Origin of the sequence: Paraglaciecola sp. (assembly GCF_039942875.1) — a bacterium.
Lineage (GTDB): Bacteria > Pseudomonadota > Gammaproteobacteria > Enterobacterales > Alteromonadaceae > Paraglaciecola.
This window is the reverse complement of sequence record NZ_JBDVBQ010000003.1, coordinates 44,738-63,363: the sequence shown is the minus strand read 5'-3', so window position 1 is coordinate 63,363 and position 18,626 is coordinate 44,738. Positions and strand designations below refer to the sequence as shown.

The window sequence follows — 18,626 nt, the reverse complement described above, 5'->3', positions numbered from 1 at the left end:
GGTTTTAACCTATCAATTAAATAGCTTTCTATTTAGTTACAAATTTATGAGCATGGATGCATGAAAATTACAGATTGGCCAGAACAAGAACGCCCTAGAGAAAAACTTTTAACAGCAGGAGCTGGATCTTTAAATGACTCTGAGTTACTCGCTATTTTTTTACGGACAGGAATAAGCGGTTATAGCGCTGTAGATTTGGCCCGTAATTTATTAAATGAGTTTGGTAGTTTAAGGAAATTATTTAGCGCGTCTGAACAAGAGTTTTGTGAAGCTAAGGGGTTAGGGCAGGCTAAGTATGTTCAGTTGCAAGCATGCTTAGAAATGAGCCAGCGTTATATGGCTGAAAAACTTGAAAAATTAGATGTATGTAATTCAGTTGAGCACACTCAAAAATATTTGATCAGCAAGCTCAGAGATCAACCCCACGAGGTGTTTGCTGTGTTAATGCTAGACAGCCAATATAGACTAATTAAATTTAGACCTATGTTTTATGGCACAATCGATAGCGCAAGTGTTTATCCAAGAGTGTTAGTGCAACAAGCGCTGAAAGATAATGCAGCGGCTGTAATTCTAGCCCACAACCACCCATCAGGCATCGCAGAGCCTAGCCAAGCAGATAAACATATTACTGGGGCTATTGTTAATGCATTTAAACTCATGGATATTAAAGTACTAGATCACTTTGTAATAGGTGATGGAGAGGCTGTGTCTTTTGCCCAAAGAGGCCTAATTTAATACTGGAATATCAATAGATGCTATTTCTCGTCTACTGATTGATCCGGGAGAAGTTTTTACTATTTCGATGCTTATTATCTTTATCCTTATCAATTGGTAATGGTACATTTCACACATTCTGCACATATTAGAGTTAATTAGAGGTAACGTTGAAAAAGTTTCTTTTCTATATTTCACAGAATTATAGCTTTGCAATGCTGCGCCCACTTCAGGATATTCTGTTGGCTAGGGACGACCAAGTTTGTTGGTTTATCGAGCGAGATAATGTTAACCGTGATTATTTTAAGGAAGATGAGCGCCTTATCAATACGGTATTAGATATTTTTGAGTATCAGCCAGATGCTGTTCTTGCTCCGGGAAACACTATTCCATCTTTTCTGCCTGGCTTAAAAGTCGCAATATTTCATGGTTTTGATGCAGGTAAGCTTGATAGAAAAGGCAATAACGATCATTTTAAAATAAGAGGTTGTTTTGATCTTTATTGTACTCAAGGTCCTAGTACAACTGCTAAATTTCAAGAATTGCAGAAAATTTACCAATACTTCAATGTTATAGAAACTGGCTGGCCTGCGCTTGACAAATTATTCGTTAATGATGCGACCAAGGTAGAAAACACTAGACCAGTCATATTTTTTGGTTCTACTTTTAGTAAAAGGTTAACGCAGGCAAGAAACAATTTTGAGCAGGTAAAGCATTTAAGCGAAACCATGGATTGGCAATGGATCGTTTCTTTACATCCCAAGTCAGATCCAGATGTAATAGATATGTATCGTAGTGTTCAAAGTGATAATTTACGTTATGTAGAAACAGACGATATGCTGCCCATACTACAAGAGGCAAATATTATGGTGGGTGACACATCGTCTGCCCTCACTATGTTTATCGTTCAAAAGAAACCTGTGGTTACGGCTCACAACATTGATCCTAAGCCTTATATGTTAAATATTACTAGCCCAGAGCAACTTAAGGCAGCAATAGAACAAGCGTTGTCACAACCGACCGACTTGATGCAAGAGATTGAAAATTACATTAGTCAAACACATCCTTATACCGACGGAAAGTCTGCAGAACGTGTGGTTAATGCTATAGATAGTGTGTTGGCGGGTGAGCTTCCGCTTAAGGTTAAAAAGCCTTTAAATTTCTTGAGAGATCTCAAGTTTCGTAAATATTTAAGTTATTGGAAATTTTACTAATCCTATTTTTGCTATCTATTTAGCGAGTCATTTATTGTTGAATTAATGCAATGTGTCAGGTTGTTTTTTAAAAACATCTTGAATTAGTTAGAGAGTTACTGTATAAAATGCGCCCTCTTGTTAATAGCGTTAATCGTCATATATATAAATGACTGGTTAAACCTAAATTTTTAGATTGTTTGGAGACAAAGGCCATGGCCAAAGTATGTCAAGTTACTGGCAAGCGTCCAGCGGTAGGAAACAACCGTTCTCACGCTAAAAATTCGACTCGTCGTCGTTTTTTGCCAAACCTTCATTCTCACCGTTTTTGGGTTGAAAGTGAAAACCGTTTCGTGAAACTACGTTTATCTGCTAAAGGTATGCGTATTATTGATAAAAAAGGTATTGATACCGTGTTGGCCGATATGCGTGCTGACGGTGTTAAAGTTTAAGGAATCAGATTATGCGTGATAAAATTAAGTTAGTGTCTACTGCTGGTACTGGTTACTACTACACTACTGATAAAAACAAACGTAATATGCCTGGCAAAATGGAGATCAAAAAGTTTGATCCTAAAGTTCGTCAGCACGTTTTGTTCAAGGAAGCTAAAATCAAATAAATCCTTTGGTTTTGTCTCCAGAAAAACCCGGCTTATGTCGGGTTTTTTGCGTTTACTACTAAGTTAGCCGAGTCTGTTGTGGCATAATTCTCCCCTGTTTTCTTTTTACGTCTCTATTTATGGTTAAGTTGTCTCAGCGCGCTTGGAATAATGTCATTATCGTCAGTATGTTAGCTTTAATCATGCTCTTTAATTTGAGTAGTAACTTTTTAAATGATGACAGCGATGCTCCTGCATTTTCAACCTTAATACCCCAGGGTTTATTGATCAGCACTATAGAATTTTCCAATGCAAAAGTTGAACGAGTAGGTCAAGGTTGGCGAATAGAATCAAAGTTAAGTGTCTCAAAAGATCTGCAAGGGCTACTAGATGTTTGGCAATCAGTAGAGGTAAGTCCTTTTGAAGAAAACCTTCAATGGGGAGATTCTCAACCAAAAGTCACAGTGTGGTTTATTGGGCAGGCAGAACCTATCGAATATTATTTCTTAATCTTGGCAGATAAAACCTTAGTAAAGCTGGGCCAGCAAACCTACCAATTAGTAAATGTTAATTATCAAACCTTAATCCCTACAGAGTAAAGCATGCCTGAATTACCAGAAGTTGAAGTCAGCCGTTTGGGGATAAGCCCTCATCTTGTAAATCAAACTATAGAAAGCATAGTAGTACGTCAGCGCCAATTACGTTGGCCTATTCCTAATGAAGTACATAAGGCAGAAGGTCTTGTGATAACTTCGATTCATAGGCGAGCAAAATATTTACTATTGAATACTAGCGCCGGCAGTATTGTTTTACATCTCGGTATGTCAGGTAAGCTTTGTGTGGTGGATAGTGACACTGAAATTAAAAAGCACGATCACTTAGATATAGTGATGAAAAATGGTAAATGCTTACGTTTTAATGACACAAGGCGATTTGGTTCGTGCCTATGGCAAGGTGCTAATGAGGCAGAGTTAAGTTTATTGACATCTTTAGGCCCAGAGCCCTTAACTGATAATTTTAATGGCGACAGGCTGTTTGAAATGTCGCGGGGTAAATCTGTAGCAGTGAAAAAGTTTATTATGGATAATAAAGTTGTGGTGGGCGTTGGGAATATCTACGCCAATGAGTCACTTTTTATTGCAGGAATTGATCCTAGAAAACCTGCAGCTAAAGTCACCAAAAAACGTTATTTACAACTTGCTGAAATCATTAAAAAAGTATTATCTAGTGCTATTGAGCAAGGTGGTACCACATTAAAAGATTTCGCCCAAGCTGATGGAAGCCCAGGATATTTTTCGCAGCAATTATTGGTATACGGCCGTGCTGGAGAAGGTTGTGATGTTTGTAAAACGCCAATCAAATCTGTGAACATTGGTCAGCGTAATACGTTTTACTGTGGCACTTGTCAGCGTTAGCAACAGACGTTACTTATTGATTAGTTCCATGCAACTTATGCTGTAAAGCGTCAATCACCGCAGGGTGACAAAACTCGTTAACCCGACCTCGGTGCAACGCTACTTCCTTTACTAAAGTAGAGGAAATAAATGAGTTTTCTTCTGCTGGTGTCATAAATACACTTTCTAAATTTGGGTTGAGTCGTCGATTCATATTCGCGAGCTGAAACTCGTATTCAAAATCAGAAACTGCTCGTAAACCACGGATCAACACAGTTGCTCCTTGGTTTTCTGCAAAATCAGCTAATAAGCCTTTGAACCCTATAACCGTCACGTTGTCTAGATCAGCGGTAACGTGCTTAATTAAATCTACACGTTCGTCTAATGAGAACAAAGGCTTTTTATTTGGGTTAAAGGCAACACCTACGATTACGTAGGTGAACATTTTTGATGCCCTAACAATTAAGTCTGCGTGACCATTTGTAACAGGGTCAAAGGTACCTGGATAAATTGCTTTGCTATGCATAGTGATTATATTTTATGTTATTTGTCATTAGGCTAACCTAAATAAAAGCAATATTGCTACTTAAAGTTTATCTATATACCTTACTAGTTGAGATTTAAGTTGTGTTATGAAGGTGTAAGCATGGACAAGAGCGTATTGCATTTGATGGAAAGGTAGTACGAGGCTCTGGGCATAACCAGCACGTGACTCGTTTCTCCGAATGGGCGCCATGATTGCTGAAAGTGGGATAATGCTCTATCAAACGGCCAGTGAAGGTAAAAAGAATGAGATTAAAACCTTACGATTGAAGCTGGAAACCTTACCAGTAGAAGGCTCCATCATATCGGCTGACGCCATGCATTATCAGAGTGAAACCGCTTCGCTAGCTCAGAGAAAAATGCGTTGACTATATGTTGCAGGTGAAAAACAACCAGAAAACAATAACACAAGACATAGAAGCCTATTTCCATAAAACCCGAAGAGATGAATCAAAGTGCATAGACACTCAACAGATTGAAGAGCTTGAATGTGAACATGGTCGTATCGTTGGTAGGCAGCATACAGTGTTAGTGACCAATTCATGGATAACGGGGATTGACCGTTGGGCTGGTGCAAAACATATATTAGGAGTAGTTCGCATCCAACACATAGCAGAGCAACCCGACAAGCAAAAAATCTATTACCTGACCTCAATGAGCAACGACTTACCCGAACTCGCTAGAGTCATTAGAGGGTACTGGGTACTAGATGTCACGTTCAGAGAAGATGAAAGCCTCATTTACACCGAAGACGGCCCTAAAAACATGGCGTTATTAAAAAGAGTGTTTATCAACATGCTCAAAGCCAACTCGTTAAAAGACACTATTGCCGGCAAGCGACTGAGAGTGGCGTGGAACGACAACTTCAGAGCTAAGGTTATGTTTGGATGATGCCAAAGTATAACCCCGCCATGAAGTGAGTAGTATAATTGTTGTTTACATCTCCTCTTCTCAGAGATATTCTTGTTTCGGTAAAATAAATCAACCATATTTCATGGGTTAAAATTAAGGAAATATAATGATTAAGAAGGTTTTATTTATAGTAACGTTTATCCTTTCTAATAGTGTTTTAGGGGGGGGATTTTGTACAAGGATTTAGCATTTAATAGTGACAAATATGTTCTTGTAGATAATGGCGGATATCGGGTTTTAAATAACGGTCAAGGAATGAATAATAAAACTTCTGCTGTTTATGTTGATGTTGGTTCTTGTTTGGTACTTTTCCAGAATGAGCAATTCAATACCAATAAAACATTTTTGTTTTTTCAATCTGGTTATCATATTTTAGATGATTATGATTTCGATAATAAGACTTCATCTGTTCTTATATTTGACTCAACGTATAGTGGATGCGCAGAGGATTCGTTAGTATATTTTCATCGCCATGTAAAAAATGGGGAGCCTGGAGGGATTAAGTTTGCAGCTTCTCCCGGTGCCTCTAATAATTTAAACTCTTATTGGAATAATGAGATAAGCGCTATTACTATTCCTTTTGGTAGGAACTATTGCGTAACCGTTACGAATGGTATAGATGGTGGTGGCACAAAAGTTTTGGATATTGACGTAGAACAGATTATCCTCAAGGATGTTGGTTGGAATGATCAAATTTCTTGGTGGAGCGTTAGGAGAAGCAATTGCTGATTGCAATTGATCAGGATTTTAGAGGCATGTGTTTTTCTTAAATACTGCACATGAATACATAGCAGTTTCGTAAACCTCGCTGTAGTCTTTTTACAGCGAGGTAAAATGAGAGAAAAAGTAACCATTATAATATGACCTTTCCCAAAAGGTAGACTTTCTTACAATTAGCTTTATTTTTAGTTTCTCAGTTAATGCATCTTCAACAACATATAATTTTCTTAATTTGCACTATAATAAACCCAATGCTTGATTCATGAATCAGAATCGTGATTAACGAAGATTAGTTGAAGTTGATACATTTTTTCAGTAACGATTATGCCCTCGGCTTTTTTAGAAAACTTTGATTCAACTACAGCTCCTAGTATTGAGCGTTGTAAAAACATGTACTTATAGATATTTGTTCTGCCTAAATTTTTCCATTGAATAATGTTTTTAACCGAGTATGTCCGCAGAAAGTGCTACCTTGATGAGTTCGATCATTGTTATAAAATCAAGCGGCAAGTATCACAACCCTTCATATACTGGAAGTCAATCTTTATGAAGTTACTGATAGTTTAATAGTAGTATGCGATTTTTGTAAGTTTATAGACTCGGCAAGCCCCAGTTTTTTTGTTTTTTCTCATACTCTGCTTTTGGTAAGGCTAAATAGCGAGGACTCTTTTGTGGGTCTAGCCAAGCTAATAACTTATCCATTTGCGGCTCTGCCATTGATGTACAGCCAGCTGTAGGCACATCTGGCCCAAACCATAGATGTAAAAAGATACAGCTCCCTTTAGTGCTAATGTTGTTGGGGTTATGGTCGAGTACAATTCCTTTTTTATAGATAGTTTGCCCTTCTTTGTGAATGTCTCGGCGCATGGGCTCTGTAGAGCCATCGACAGCCGCTTTGCCCACTTTGGCCTCATCAACTATTTGGTTATAAAGAGGGGAGCTATTTACGTCCATACAGTAATGATTACCTGACATAGCTTGATAAGGCATTTGGGTTTGAGCTTCTGGTAGATAACCAAAAGTGCTGCTCAAATTAAAAATCCCAGCTGTGGCTTTACCGTCACCTTCTACTTTGTAATAGCCTTCTTGAACGGGATGTAACCCTAACCCCCAAGCTAACCCTTTACGGCCTAGATTGACTGGGTAGGCAGAGTCTACTGCTTGCCACTCTCCATCATGCCATTCAAACTTTTGTAAACTGGCAGTAGTCGCTTCCCAATCGTCTGACACCACCACCACAAGCTGCTGAGTCTCTAAGCTTTGTAGTAGTGGTGTTGCTCGCTCTGAATTTGATGCACAGGCATTCAATAAAGCTGTTAATACTATAAGTGTGCCCGTTAAAACGTTGCGTGATGTTAAAATGGCCAAGTTAGCTCCTGTAAGTCTTTTATGCTTTCGATGCCAAGACCAGAGCCTTGACCCAATTCTACCTTTGATAAACTAAAGTCTACGCCACCCACAACGGGGTCGTATTGTCCCAATACTGGGCCATCTAAATCGATTAATGGAATGCTCGATGCTTTTGCTGATGCTAAGTGAGCTGCCGCTGCCACACTAATACTGCCCTCTAGCATACAGCCGATCATGCAAGGTATGTTATGTAGTTCTGCTAAATCGGCAATTTTAATAGCTTGGCTTAATCCAGCACATTTCATTAGCTTAATATTAATAATATCAGCCGCACCGCTGCGGATTAACTCTAAAACTTGTTGCGGTGAAAACGCGCTTTCGTCTGCCATTATGGGCGTGGTGACCCGTTCACTAATATAGGCAAGACCAGCGATGTCTTTACTCTTAACTGGCTGTTCTATTAGCTCAAGTTCGACACCCATGTTTTCTAGTTTCTGAATGGCATAAACCGTTTGTTTAGCGGTCCAACCTTGGTTAACGTCTAATCTAATAATGGCCCGTTTTGCTACATCTTGATAAATTTCGTGTATTCGTGAAATATCATTTTCGATATCCGTACCAATTTTTATCTTTAGAATGTCAAAGCCTTGTTTTATGGCAAGATTAACGTCGGCTAACATCTTATCGATATGGTCAACACTAATGGTGACATCTGTCTTTAAATACGGCTTACCGCCTCCTAACATTTTGTACAGTGGTGCATCAAAACGTTTTGCCCATAAATCATAAATAGCGATTTCTAACCCAGCTTTGGCGCTGCTGTTGGCTACAAGGGCATGTTGAATTTTATGACAAATACCATTCAAATCATCAATATCCATACCGATAATCTGCGGCCCAATTACCGTACTTATGGCATAACTTATAGAGCCGTGAGTATCACCTGTAATAACAGGTGTTGCGGGTGCTGAGCCGTAACCTAATATCCCTTTATCTGTTTCAACAATAATCACTAAATCTGTAATGTTCTGCACAGTACGCATAGCAGTTTTAAAAGGGGTGATCAGAGGTACTTCTAATTTTGCAAAGCGTATTGCTGTGATTTTCATAGGTATTTAAAGTCCTTCAACACTGTTGAGAGTAAGGCGTTTAATGTTGTAGATTCGATCTACATAAGATGTAGTTTCGTTTAAATGTAACTTAATTAAGGGGGTAACCGATACCGCATTTAACGAGCCTTTATAAAACTCGCCATTTGGCTTCCAGTAAGCTAAGCCTTTTACGTCATGTATAACAGTCGGTTTGCCTTCTTCTTCACCTAAATACATCATAACGTGGCCAGGAATATAAATAAGGTCACCTATTTGCATTTTGTTGATTACATTTAATTTTGTCACTGTTGTGGCATTTTTATCAAAACGAAAGTTTGTGCCATATGTGCCTTTACCTTGTTGTCCAGAGTTACGAGGCATCAATATGCCAAAGGTCTTGTATATTTCGCCTACGAAACCGGTGCAGTCTCTACCATTATAATCGTGGCCCCAGCCGTAGCGCTCTCCCAAAAACTTAAACCCTTGTTCGATAACTTTTTGCGGTGTGTAGTCTAGGTATCCCTGATTTACGTCTTGGGTACGGCCAATTAATGCAGTTTGAATGCTAAGACTACCATCTTGATTACGGGTGGGAAGTTTTACCTGATAGCTGCCCGATGTACTCTGGCCATATAATTCATCTTGTTGTTCTGCAGCACTAAGAAGTGGTAACTTCACTCCCATGTCTAGTTGTAACTCAGATACGGCAACTTTGTTAGGTACATAGCTGGTTAGTACTTTTGAACCAGTGATCATGAGAAAGTCTTTTCGGGCTAGGTAGTCTTCAATTTGCTCTTTATCACCAATGGCTATGTCATTTTGTTGTACCCAAGCTAAGTAGTTGTAGTTCTGTACTAACAGCCAATTGCCATCTTTACTGCTATGCAAAATAGCCACGGCTTCCCCAGGGAATACCGCTGTTTCTTGAAAGCGGTCTAAATCTAAATCCATAGCTTTGTTAAACACTTTATCTAATGTTGGAAAGGTGCGTAATGCTGAGCGTTTGCTGACTAAACCAAATCTAACAGTGTTTTTTGCTGCCACTCCTTCAATATTCAGATTTGCAGTGTAGCTTTCGAAATTCTGTTTAGATAGCTGAGAGCCATTGGCATAAAAACGTGGACTGCTGGGGATGCGGCTTATGCTTTTTATTTTTTCGATTAGCTCGGCTTTACTTAACTTACTTGGGCTAGTTAAAGGGTCAACAATGTGTGGGTTGCTTGCAAACAACTCTTGATTGAATGCGCTTATTTCTTCGCTTTTCATCGCCATAACCTCGTTATTTTCTAATTTTTTTTGCCAATATTCAGCGTTTAATTGCTTGCTTGTGATATCTGGTACATTGCTACTTACGGCTAAGCTGCTAAATGCGCTTAACGTAAACAAAAGAATAATCAGGCCTAAGCCTTTCTCTAGTGATATCGGCTTTTTATTTTTTTGTTTGCTGTTGTTTAACATAATTATGACTCGTTTAAGTTTTGCGTTATCTTAATCAGTACGCTCTAGTAAAAATAATGCGCCTTTTTCAGGGCCAGCCTTAGGGCTAACGACAACATTTTGTAGAGCGGGGCTAAATTTAGTTTTAAAAAATGGCGCTAAGCCTCCCATAAGTACTAATGGGAGTTTTGTCCTCTCTAGGGTGCTTTGACAGAGTTTTTCAAGGTAAATACTCGCTTCTTGAATGAGCTTGGCGGCTTGCTCATCCGTTGATTCTAATTTAATAACCTCTGGTGCTAAAGCCGCAAATTGACTGGGCGTAGCTCCCATCATTTTTTGTGCAAGGTCGGCCGCTGAATTGACTTTCAGCTTGCTTAGAACTGTATTGTGTAAGTCACTAAGTTTGGTTATGCCATCTAGTGCATCAAGTGTTGCAGACACTGCTGAATGTCCTAACCAAGCTCCACTACCTTTGTCGCCTAACAGAAAACCATGTCCACCAAATTGAGTAAGCACTCCAGATTGTAAGCGTGCAGCGGATGAACCGGTTCCTATGATTAACAATGCGCCATCTTCGCCGCCGTGTGCACCGTAACTGCTGGTGGCTAAGTCACTGTCTACTTTAAATTTAGCAAAAGGGTGCTGCCAAGTAAGTAATTGATTTCTCACGCTAGGCACGGTTGCACCGGCTAAACCCGCTGCCACATTTAATTTAGGAATAACCTCAATACACAGCTTGGCATCTAAAAGCGCCATATGAACTGACTTTAAAATAGAATCTAAAGTTTGTGATAAGTTTCTGGCCGCATTCGCTGAGCCACTCACCCCCTTGCCTAAAACCTCTCCTTTGGTATTGAATAGGTGAGCGCTACACTTAGTCCCCCCCCCGTCAACTCCTACATATAGGGGGTGTCTGTTATTCATTGAAGTTTGATCCCAATATTATATTTTTGGTTAAGGCTATCATGTGATTTATTAGTACTTTAGTCATTAGAGTTTAGTAAAACTCAAATCTTGAAAATCATAACTAAAATCCACGTCTTTAGACGCTGGCGCTAGGGTCATACCAATAATATTGCCTAGCTCGTTACGGTTAAAATCAATAATGGCGTCTGCTTCTAAGCTGCGGTCGTCCCAGCGTATCAGCACACGATTTGAATTTTCTATTAGAAACAACTTACCGACAAATTTATCTATTCGTAAGGCTTTGATTTTTAACAAAGCGTTTTCGCTATTATCACTTAGTTCAATCACAAAGCGCCCAAGCCAAGGATCTTCATACGTTCCAATATAGGCTCTTGCATCAGCGTGATTCAGGTCTATTGGAACAGTATGTTTTTCTGACTTATTGGTATGTTGATTTGCCGCAGTTTTATTTGAAGGCCTAAATTTGGCTAGCCAGTCAGTATTTGCATCACCCAAATATGGTTTCATAACCGTGTACATTAAGGCGCTACGAGCGGCACTCGATTGCTGATTAGTTAATACCACAAAGCCTAAGTCTAACTCTGGAAATAAGCTTACAAAAGAATACATGCCAGCTAAGCTGCCAGTGTGATGGACTTGTAAATAGCCATCCATGTCATTGATTCGCCAACCTAATCCGTAGGCACTAAGATGGGTGTTGTCAAAGTGTTTACTGCGCCACGATACAGGCATAATGGTGTGTGGGGCCCACATCATTTTATGTTGTGCTTCTGAAAAAAGTGGTTTGCCTGTCGCTGTTTGACCTTGGTTAAGTTGTACTGTTACCCAAGTCAGCATGTCATTCAGGCTGCACTGTATACCGCCAGCGGGGGCGGATACACTAGGTTTTTCTGGATCTATCGGGCGGATAATAGTGTGTAACTCGCCGTCAACCATGCCGTGTGGAGTGGCTATATGCTTTAACTTTTGTGGGCTAACGTTACCAGCAAAACAGTGTTCCATGGCCAGTGGTTGTATGATACGTTTCTCAACAAAGGCTTCCCAACTCATGCCGGTCACTGCGGGAATGATTTCACTGGCAACTATGTAAAGTAGGTTATCGTAGGCATAGTCAGCTCTAAACTCGCCGGTGGGCTTTAAGTGTCGTAAATTATATAAAACCTCTGCTCGGTTGAAGCTTGAAGGTTCTGGCCATAACATCAAGTCACCTGCGCCTAACCCCAAGCCACTGCGGTGGGTTAACAAATCTATTAGGTTGAACTCTTTTGTTACCCAAGGATCATGGAGCTTAAAGTCAGGTAAGTAATCTTGTACTTTACTGTCCCAACTGATTTTCTCTTCGTCCACTAATATAGCAAGTGCTGCAGCTGTGAATGCTTTGGTATTAGAGGCTATCTTAAATATACTATTGGCGTCGATGGGGGCCTTTTTACCTAGTGTTTTAACACCAAACCCTTGTGCTGCGATAACTTTTCCGTTTTGAACAACTCCAATGGCTGCGCCGGGTATGTGCAGCTGCGCCATGATTTTCTGTATTTGTTTATGATCTAAAGGCAACGGTTCGGCAACTGTAATCAAGCTCATTCCACTTAATAAAAGACTAGGTAGTAAATACTTCAGTGTTAACTTTGGCATAGATTTGACCTTACTCATTATCTAACACGGCTTCATAAACCAAGCTTACAATACTGCCGTATTTACCGGTTTCAAACAGTTTTCCGTTAAACTCAGGGCCTCTGTTGTCTTCTCGTTCTACTATTTCACTATGGCGCGCATTAGTAAGTAAAATTACGGCTAGGTCATATTCAGGATCTATCACAGTGACTGTACCTGTCCAGCCAGTATGGCCGTAAGCAGAGGCGCTTGCGTAGGGACCAAAATGCCATTTTCGTTTACCATGAGCGGCTCTGCGCCAACCTAAGCCATAGCTAGCTTCACCTTCTTCTGGCTTTATAAACTCGTCGAGTACACCTTGTGCAAATACTTTGGTTTTTCCATAACCACCTCCGTTCAAAAGGGTTTGTGTTAAGACGGCTAGGTCATCAACTGTGGAAAATAGGCCTGCGTGGCCAGTAACACCACCAAAGGAATGAAACGCTTTTTCATCATGAACTTCACCCTGCAGTACATAAGTACGAACATTGTCGAAGTCTACTCTGCCACCGCGGGTATTCCCCATTATTTCCGTGGCGGCAAACTGGTTTTGAGTAAAGCCTTTTTGTAGGGGGTTAAATAATGTGTTGTCTAGGCCTAGAGGATGATAAATCTGTTGCTCTACATATAAATCTAAAGGCTCTTGAGTAACTCGTTCAATCAAGGTACTTAACAGCATGTAATCTGTATCACTATATACAGTTTTGGTTTTTCGACCTGTTTCAAAGGGCACGCGAGATAATAGTAAGTGCTCAGTTTGTTTTTTATTTTGAGAGAAAAACTGTGGCCCTAATTTATTATCTTTAGTGAAAAAGCGGACTTGCGGAGAGTAGCCTGCAGAATGTGTTAATAAATCCCGCACTAATCGGCTTTCACGCCCTTGGCCTTGATATTCAGGTAAGTAGTCATTGATTGGGCGGGTGACATCAATTTTACCTTCAGACACTAACTTCATTAGTGCAAAGTTAGTGGCAAACATTTTGGTATTTGAGGCTAAGTCAAAAAGTTGGGTAGTTTGCATATTGATTGGGTGAGTGAGTTTTTCACCTCCATCAGCAAATTTTCGGGCATGGCCGTAAGCGCTTCTCTTAATGACTTTACCGTCTTTCAATACAAGCAATACTGCTCCTGGAAACCCTGCTTCTATATCGCTATTGATAAGCTCATCTACTTTGGCAAACTTATCGCTATTGATTGTTTTTTCTAGGGTTAATTCAGGGTAGGGGATCATCACTTTAATACTGCTGCCTTCTGGCAATACATTTTCAATCCTTAAAGTGTTCTCTCCATTCTTAGTACGTTTGGCCAAAGAGTAATGGTAACTTTGATAGGGTTTTAAGTGGGTTTCTATATTGAGTTTTTCACCGTTAACGTAAATATCAGCACTTATTGCATCAACATTATCAATGATGATTTGGCCTTTATTGAGGTAGCTTTTAAATATTGTGCGATCGTTTACCCACTCGCGAGTGCTACGTTCAGTGTTGGGGAATGCCGCATTTACTTGGTAATAGCCTAAACTTTTTGGGGGCTGTTTCGGTTGTTTTTCTTGTTCGTAGCGTTCTAGTAAGGCTTCAATACGTTTTGGAAAATACTTATCTATTAACGCAAATAACGCGGCTGAGGTTTTGCTATCGAGCTTGCCGTTTACTGACCAAGGTAAAAAGTGCATTTGAAAAGCAGACAAGGTATCTAAAGTTGCACCATCGGCAAAGCCAGTTTCGACAATGCCATATCCATACACATTTAAGGCGTGTTGTATTAAGCCTATGCTGGCTGGAGAGGCATTAAACATTTCCCAATATTTTTTGAGTGTATCATTGTCGTACCATGCACCTATACCATTTTGATAGAGTTGATACCAAGGGAACCGGGGGCCAGGGTCGTTTTTACGAGTAGGGGAGATATCAGAATGGCCCACCACAGCGGTTGGTAATATATCAGGATTTCGCGCTAGAATATCTTTTGATAAAGCGATTAATAATTCAATTTGCTTTGAATCATAATCGGGGAAAACGCAAAGGCGGCTAGTATCATTTTCTCGTTTTTGTTCATTGGAAACAGACGTGTCACGCATACACTCGGGCACATTCACTATTTCAATGCCTAAAGATTGGTCGTTTAAATCTTTTCTACCTTGCCAGTAACTTCGCCCTGCATGCCATGCCCGGCCTGCTTCATCGACTAATTGAATGACTTTTAATTCTTTATCTTGATAGCTAGGATCGTTACTTTCTGGAATAAGGTAATGAGCGCTCAAACCGCCTTCTTCAACTAAAGCTGTGACTGATTTTTGGTAATCTATGGCTGTGTAGTGCATCACCAAAAATTTGATTCTTTGGCTGTAATTTTTTGATTGCATGTGGGACAGGGGTAAAGATGTACAGCTCACAATAAGCAGTGTTAAAGGCACTATTAACCATTTGCTATGCGATAGTGGTGATTTTTTTTCACGATATGAATGATGATGAACACCGAACTGCATAACAAACCCGCCTTAAGAATAAAAAATTATTGAACAGTTATAAATATGGAATAATTATTCTACACATATTTTTGGACTAATAATAAACGATTTTATATATAAATCTTTAATTAGATCATTAACCTTGTGCTAACACTTGCCTTTATTAGCTATTTCATTACTCGTTAACGCTGAGTTAAAACTTTCCCACGAATTTTTCTATAAATTGTATTTTAAGTCTGCGTAAGGATAAATTATTTATATATATTGTAATAATTGGAAAAAATTATTCTTGACCTGCTTAGTTAATGTTTGTTAAATAACAACCAGTTTTCCTTAAGTAACAGCCACAACATAAGAGTTGGTGTCGGGATTTCTGTAGCAAGGTCACTTAAATAAATAATTTAAAAACAGGTGAAACACATGTCAATACAACATAAAAACTTTCTAAAGCAGCGCTGTTATAGGGTGCTCAGAAAACCGTTAAGGTTTCATACGTTACAATGGGGAGCATTATGAAATATATTTTAAGATCCTTTTCACTGTTTGCATTGCTCCTTATAGGAATGAATGTATATGCCTCGCAGGTAGGTGAAATCATAGGTAAAGTGACAGGACCGGATGGCTCACCACTTGAAGGTGTCTTAGTCGAAGCAAAAGGCGATGTATTGCCTAAAGCTCGAAAAGCGACCTCTAAATCTAACGGTAGTTATCGGCTACAACTTTTACCTCCTGGTAATTATGAAATAACATTTAGTTCACCTAATGGCGAATCTCAAACCATTAATACTTCTGTATTGCTTGAGCAAAGAAAGACACTCAACTTTCAACTAGATTCTGACAGTACTGAAAAAATAGTTGTATATGGTCAAACATTAACGACTTCTACTAATGCATCATTGGGTAATTCGCTTAATTCTGATGCTTTAGAAGTGCTACCGACTGCTGTTGAATACAGTTCGCTACTTCGTTTAATACCTGGTGTTCAAGTTACCTCTGACAGTGTACGTGGCCCTAGTGCTGGTTCAAGTGGCCAGGATAACGGCTACAAAATGGATGGTGCTAACCTTTCTGTTCCTTTGTTTGGTATTTTGGCTTCTTCTCCATCAACACACGACATTGCACACGTTTCTGTAGAGCGTGGCGGTGCCAGAGCCGTTGGCTTTAATCGAAATGCTGGCGTAACTTTGAATACTGAAAGTAAGTCTGGTACTGATGAGTTTACGGGTGATATCACATATCGCCTGCAAAAAGGTTCTTGGCAAGCAGATGATGAAGATGGCCTGAGCACAGAGGATGATATCGGCTATATCACCATAGGTGCTGGTGGACCACTTATCAAAGATCAACTTTATTTTTATGGTTCTTACTATACCCGTGACGATTCAAAAGAAAGTGGCACTAACGCCCGTGGGACGCTGCCTGATATTACTAATGAACGTGAAGAATATTTCGGTAAATTTACATGGACGCCAATTGACGACATTTTAATTAATGCTAGTTACCGTAGTTCTGAAGTGACTTCTACCAACTTAGAAATCGAAGAAAATAATACAGCTTCTACTGCAACAGACGGTGTTGACGAATTTGAAGTACTAGTAATTGATGGTTCTTGGATCATTAACGATTCAACTACTTTTAACATGTCTTATGCAGATACAAAACAATCGGCAGGTTCGTTTCCAGTTAACAACCTTGGTTTTAGAGGTCAATCAGGTGATTCATTAGATCTGACAGACTTAAGCTCACAAGGTTACTTTACGGTGCCGGATCTTGAAATCAGAACCGGCGCTGACGCTAGCGAACAAGCCTTAATCGATGCCTATAATGCTGGTGCAGCTCCACTTATCGCAGCTTATGGAATTAATGGTGAAGCACTTGGCAGTGTTGGTGCTGCTGCGACTATCAACGATAACGCTTATTTGGGCAAAACCATTGAAATGTCACTCGATCACGTTATGGATATTGGTGATACGTCACATGAACTTCATTTTGGTATTCAACAAGAAGAAGGGTCTGAAGAGCTGTACCGTGTATCTAATGGTTGGGGTTCAATAGAATACTGGGGTGGTTTAGATGTTGACGATGGCGGTATTGTAGCGCCCAATGGTGATTCTATTCCTGTAGGAACAACTTATAGAGCAACAGTGCAAACCCGTGGTTTTGATGCGGGCGGCTTAACGGGTCCACTTGTTTCTGCATCTAAATCAATAAACATTGCGGTGAACGATACCATATACTGGAACGATTTTACCTTCGATGTCGGCTTCTTGCTGAGCCAAGATGAGATTATTGGTCAAGGGTTACGTAAAGCTGATACAAGCTCCGGCTGGGAAGAAGCGCGTGGTAACACTTACGTGATGAAAAAGGTTGGCTTCAGCGAAACCTTCCAACCGCGCATAACGGCAACTTGGGATTACAGCCCTGAAGCTTCAGCATTTGTAAGTTTTGCAAGATATAACCCAGCGGTAAGCTCACTTGCTCGTGCGGCCTCTTGGGATCGTAATACAGGTGGTAGTACTACAAGAGTTTACTTTGATGAAAGCGGTAACTTCCTTGACTCAGAAACCAATGTGTCTTCTACAGGTAAACTATTTGCAGATGGCCTAAACCCTAGAACGGTACAAGAGTTTATTCTTGGTCACCAAACAGCTTTCCAAGACAATTGGACTATTCGTAACCACCTTCGCTACCGTCGTACATGGAACTATTGGGAAGATACCAATAACAATGCTCGTATAGCTTATGATTGTGCAAGTTATCAAGACCGCGTTGCGAGTTTTGCAGATTTGTATCCAGACTTAGTTGCTGATGCAGCTAACTGTGAATTTGACTCGCCAGAGCCGAAAGAGCTTTATATGCCGGTTAATAACCTAATTGGTGAGAGTTCGTATGTCATTGCTCAGCTAGATGGCGCGTACACAAAGTACCTAGAAGCAAGTATGGAAGTTGACTACCAGTCTGAAAACTTCTTTTCGACTTCGTCAGTGGTCTGGAGTCATTATTATGGTAATTTTGACCAAGATGGAACCACTCGTTTTGACAACGATCAAGGTTCATTCATCGGCTCATCGAACATTGCAGATAGCTGGTATGGGCAATTGTGGGGTAGTTACACCAATGGTAATTTGAGAGCAAATCGTACTTGGCAAGTTAAAAGCTATGGTGCTTACGAGTTCCCATGGGATGCATCTCTTGGTTATTTAGCCTACTGGCAATCTGGTCATACTTGGGCGCACCAATGGGCAAGTACGTTCTACTTAGAGCCTCGTGGTAGCCGGGAAACCCCAAGTCATTTTCAGTTGGATTTGAACTACTCTCAGCGCTTTAATATTGCAAGTGATTACGGTTTGCTATTAAGAGTGGACGTGTTCAATGTGTTTGATAAACAAACCGGTTATAACCCTCAACCGCGTTACAACGACTCGGAACTGGGTGTATACCGCAGTCATGAAAACCCACGTCGTGTTCAACTAACAGCTGCATTTAGCTTTTAAAAGTTTGATGTTAGTAAGTTTGACCCCGTAAAGTGATTACTTTGCGGGGTTTTTTAATGGTTTCACAAACAGATGGTTTAAGCCGTTGTAGAATACCCTTAACAGACTTGTTCTAACTAAGAGCGAAGCCAAC

The 18,626-nt window shown here is 40.0% G+C and carries 17 protein-coding genes; 10 read left to right on the top strand and 7 right to left on the bottom strand.

Annotation, left to right across the window (positions count from 1 at the left end; genetic code table 11):
• Window positions 1-60 precede the first annotated feature (60 nt).
• The 6 genes from radC (at window position 61) to mutM (ending at window position 3,920) form a co-directional block, all read left to right on the top strand.
• Window positions 61-735, top strand: coding sequence for a DNA repair protein RadC (gene radC / locus ABJE44_RS00425; RefSeq protein WP_348113628.1), 675 nt, complete (start codon window positions 61-63; stop codon window positions 733-735).
• 149 nt (window positions 736-884) lie between these two features.
• Window positions 885-1,928, top strand: coding sequence for a UDP-N-acetylglucosamine 2-epimerase (locus tag ABJE44_RS00420; protein WP_348113627.1), 1,044 nt, complete (start codon window positions 885-887; stop codon window positions 1,926-1,928).
• Window positions 1,929-2,122: 194 nt separating this feature from the next.
• The gene (gene rpmB, locus ABJE44_RS00415; protein ID WP_133468221.1) at window positions 2,123-2,359 is read left to right on the top strand and encodes a 50S ribosomal protein L28; all 237 of its coding nucleotides are present in this window, start codon (window positions 2,123-2,125) and stop codon (window positions 2,357-2,359) included.
• Between the two features lie 11 nt (window positions 2,360-2,370).
• Window positions 2,371-2,526, top strand: a complete 156-nt coding sequence (rpmG, locus tag ABJE44_RS00410) for a 50S ribosomal protein L33 (RefSeq protein WP_133468220.1) — start codon at window positions 2,371-2,373, stop codon at window positions 2,524-2,526.
• An 83-nt stretch (window positions 2,527-2,609) separates the two neighbouring features.
• Window positions 2,610-3,104, top strand: a complete 495-nt coding sequence (locus ABJE44_RS00405) for a hypothetical protein (RefSeq protein WP_348113648.1) — start codon at window positions 2,610-2,612, stop codon at window positions 3,102-3,104.
• A gap of 3 nt (window positions 3,105-3,107) precedes the next feature.
• A complete protein-coding gene (gene mutM / locus ABJE44_RS00400) occupies window positions 3,108-3,920 on the top strand; it encodes a bifunctional DNA-formamidopyrimidine glycosylase/DNA-(apurinic or apyrimidinic site) lyase (protein ID WP_348113626.1) in 813 nt (270 codons plus the stop codon).
• 13 nt (window positions 3,921-3,933) lie between these two features.
• Here the strand turns inward: mutM and coaD are convergent, their stop codons facing one another.
• Complete coding sequence (coaD, locus tag ABJE44_RS00395) at window positions 3,934-4,425, bottom strand: pantetheine-phosphate adenylyltransferase (RefSeq protein WP_348113625.1); 492 nt, start codon at window positions 4,423-4,425, stop codon at window positions 3,934-3,936.
• 229 nt (window positions 4,426-4,654) lie between these two features.
• On the opposite strand from coaD, the gene ABJE44_RS00390 reads away from it, so the two are divergent.
• The 3 genes from ABJE44_RS00390 to ABJE44_RS00380 all read left to right on the top strand — a co-directional run bounded on the left by ABJE44_RS00390 (window position 4,655) and on the right by ABJE44_RS00380 (window position 6,083).
• Complete coding sequence (locus ABJE44_RS00390) at window positions 4,655-4,810, top strand: hypothetical protein (protein WP_348113624.1); 156 nt, start codon at window positions 4,655-4,657, stop codon at window positions 4,808-4,810.
• 4 nt (window positions 4,811-4,814) lie between these two features.
• A complete protein-coding gene (locus ABJE44_RS00385; protein ID WP_348113622.1) occupies window positions 4,815-5,333 on the top strand; it encodes an ISAs1 family transposase in 519 nt (172 codons plus the stop codon).
• Between the two features lie 192 nt (window positions 5,334-5,525).
• Entirely contained in the window at window positions 5,526-6,083 is a 558-nt protein-coding gene (locus tag ABJE44_RS00380; protein WP_348113620.1) for a hypothetical protein, read from the top strand.
• Window positions 6,084-6,665: 582 nt separating this feature from the next.
• Here the strand turns inward: ABJE44_RS00380 and ABJE44_RS00375 are convergent.
• From ABJE44_RS00375 to pbp4b, 6 genes are all read right to left on the bottom strand, one after another.
• Entirely contained in the window at window positions 6,666-7,442 is a 777-nt protein-coding gene (locus tag ABJE44_RS00375; protein ID WP_348113618.1) for a hypothetical protein, read from the bottom strand.
• Window positions 7,430-8,533 (bottom strand): dipeptide epimerase, encoded by a 1,104-nt coding sequence (locus ABJE44_RS00370; RefSeq protein ID WP_348113616.1) that lies wholly within the window; start codon window positions 8,531-8,533, stop codon window positions 7,430-7,432. Before ABJE44_RS00370 ends, ABJE44_RS00375 begins: the two co-directional genes overlap by 13 nt.
• A 6-nt stretch (window positions 8,534-8,539) precedes the next feature.
• The gene (locus ABJE44_RS00365; protein WP_348113615.1) at window positions 8,540-9,973 is read right to left on the bottom strand and encodes an SH3 domain-containing protein; all 1,434 of its coding nucleotides are present in this window, start codon (window positions 9,971-9,973) and stop codon (window positions 8,540-8,542) included.
• 30 nt (window positions 9,974-10,003) lie between these two features.
• A complete protein-coding gene (locus tag ABJE44_RS00360) occupies window positions 10,004-10,876 on the bottom strand; it encodes a BadF/BadG/BcrA/BcrD ATPase family protein (RefSeq protein ID WP_348113614.1) in 873 nt (290 codons plus the stop codon).
• Window positions 10,877-10,942: 66 nt separating this feature from the next.
• Window positions 10,943-12,514 carry a serine hydrolase gene (locus ABJE44_RS00355; protein WP_348113613.1) on the bottom strand — a complete coding sequence of 524 codons (1,572 nt, stop codon included), beginning with the start codon at window positions 12,512-12,514 and terminating at the stop codon, window positions 10,943-10,945.
• Window positions 12,515-12,524: 10 nt separating this feature from the next.
• On the bottom strand, window positions 12,525-15,017 hold the full coding sequence (gene pbp4b, locus ABJE44_RS00350; protein WP_348113612.1) for a penicillin binding protein PBP4B: 2,493 nt from the start codon (window positions 15,015-15,017) through the stop codon (window positions 12,525-12,527).
• A 494-nt stretch (window positions 15,018-15,511) separates the two neighbouring features.
• Here pbp4b and ABJE44_RS00345 point away from each other — a divergent pair, with 494 nt between their 5' ends.
• Window positions 15,512-18,493 carry a carboxypeptidase regulatory-like domain-containing protein gene (locus ABJE44_RS00345; protein ID WP_348113611.1) on the top strand — a complete coding sequence of 994 codons (2,982 nt, stop codon included), beginning with the start codon at window positions 15,512-15,514 and terminating at the stop codon, window positions 18,491-18,493.
• Window positions 18,494-18,626: the final 133 nt, after the last annotated feature.

What these genes read in the sequence shown, in the direction of transcription:
- radC (WP_348113628.1), top strand. Translation starts at nt 61, where the DNA reads ATGAAAATTACAGATTGGCCAGAACAAGAACGCCCTAGAGAAAAACTT.
- rpmB (WP_133468221.1), top strand. Translation starts at nt 2,123, where the DNA reads ATGGCCAAAGTATGTCAAGTTACTGGCAAGCGTCCAGCGGTAGGAAAC.
- rpmG (WP_133468220.1), top strand. Translation starts at nt 2,371, where the DNA reads ATGCGTGATAAAATTAAGTTAGTGTCTACTGCTGGTACTGGTTACTAC.
- mutM (WP_348113626.1), top strand. Translation starts at nt 3,108, where the DNA reads ATGCCTGAATTACCAGAAGTTGAAGTCAGCCGTTTGGGGATAAGCCCT.
- coaD (WP_348113625.1), bottom strand. Translation starts at nt 4,425, where the DNA reads ATGCATAGCAAAGCAATTTATCCAGGTACCTTTGACCCTGTTACAAAT.
- ABJE44_RS00390 (WP_348113624.1), top strand. Translation starts at nt 4,655, where the DNA reads ATGCTCTATCAAACGGCCAGTGAAGGTAAAAAGAATGAGATTAAAACC.
- ABJE44_RS00385 (WP_348113622.1), top strand. Translation starts at nt 4,815, where the DNA reads ATGTTGCAGGTGAAAAACAACCAGAAAACAATAACACAAGACATAGAA.
- ABJE44_RS00370 (WP_348113616.1), bottom strand. Translation starts at nt 8,533, where the DNA reads ATGAAAATCACAGCAATACGCTTTGCAAAATTAGAAGTACCTCTGATC.
- ABJE44_RS00365 (WP_348113615.1), bottom strand. Translation starts at nt 9,973, where the DNA reads ATGTTAAACAACAGCAAACAAAAAAATAAAAAGCCGATATCACTAGAG.
- ABJE44_RS00360 (WP_348113614.1), bottom strand. Translation starts at nt 10,876, where the DNA reads ATGAATAACAGACACCCCCTATATGTAGGAGTTGACGGGGGGGGGACT.
- ABJE44_RS00355 (WP_348113613.1), bottom strand. Translation starts at nt 12,514, where the DNA reads ATGCCAAAGTTAACACTGAAGTATTTACTACCTAGTCTTTTATTAAGT.
- pbp4b (WP_348113612.1), bottom strand. Translation starts at nt 15,017, where the DNA reads ATGCAGTTCGGTGTTCATCATCATTCATATCGTGAAAAAAAATCACCA.
- ABJE44_RS00345 (WP_348113611.1), top strand. Translation starts at nt 15,512, where the DNA reads ATGAAATATATTTTAAGATCCTTTTCACTGTTTGCATTGCTCCTTATA.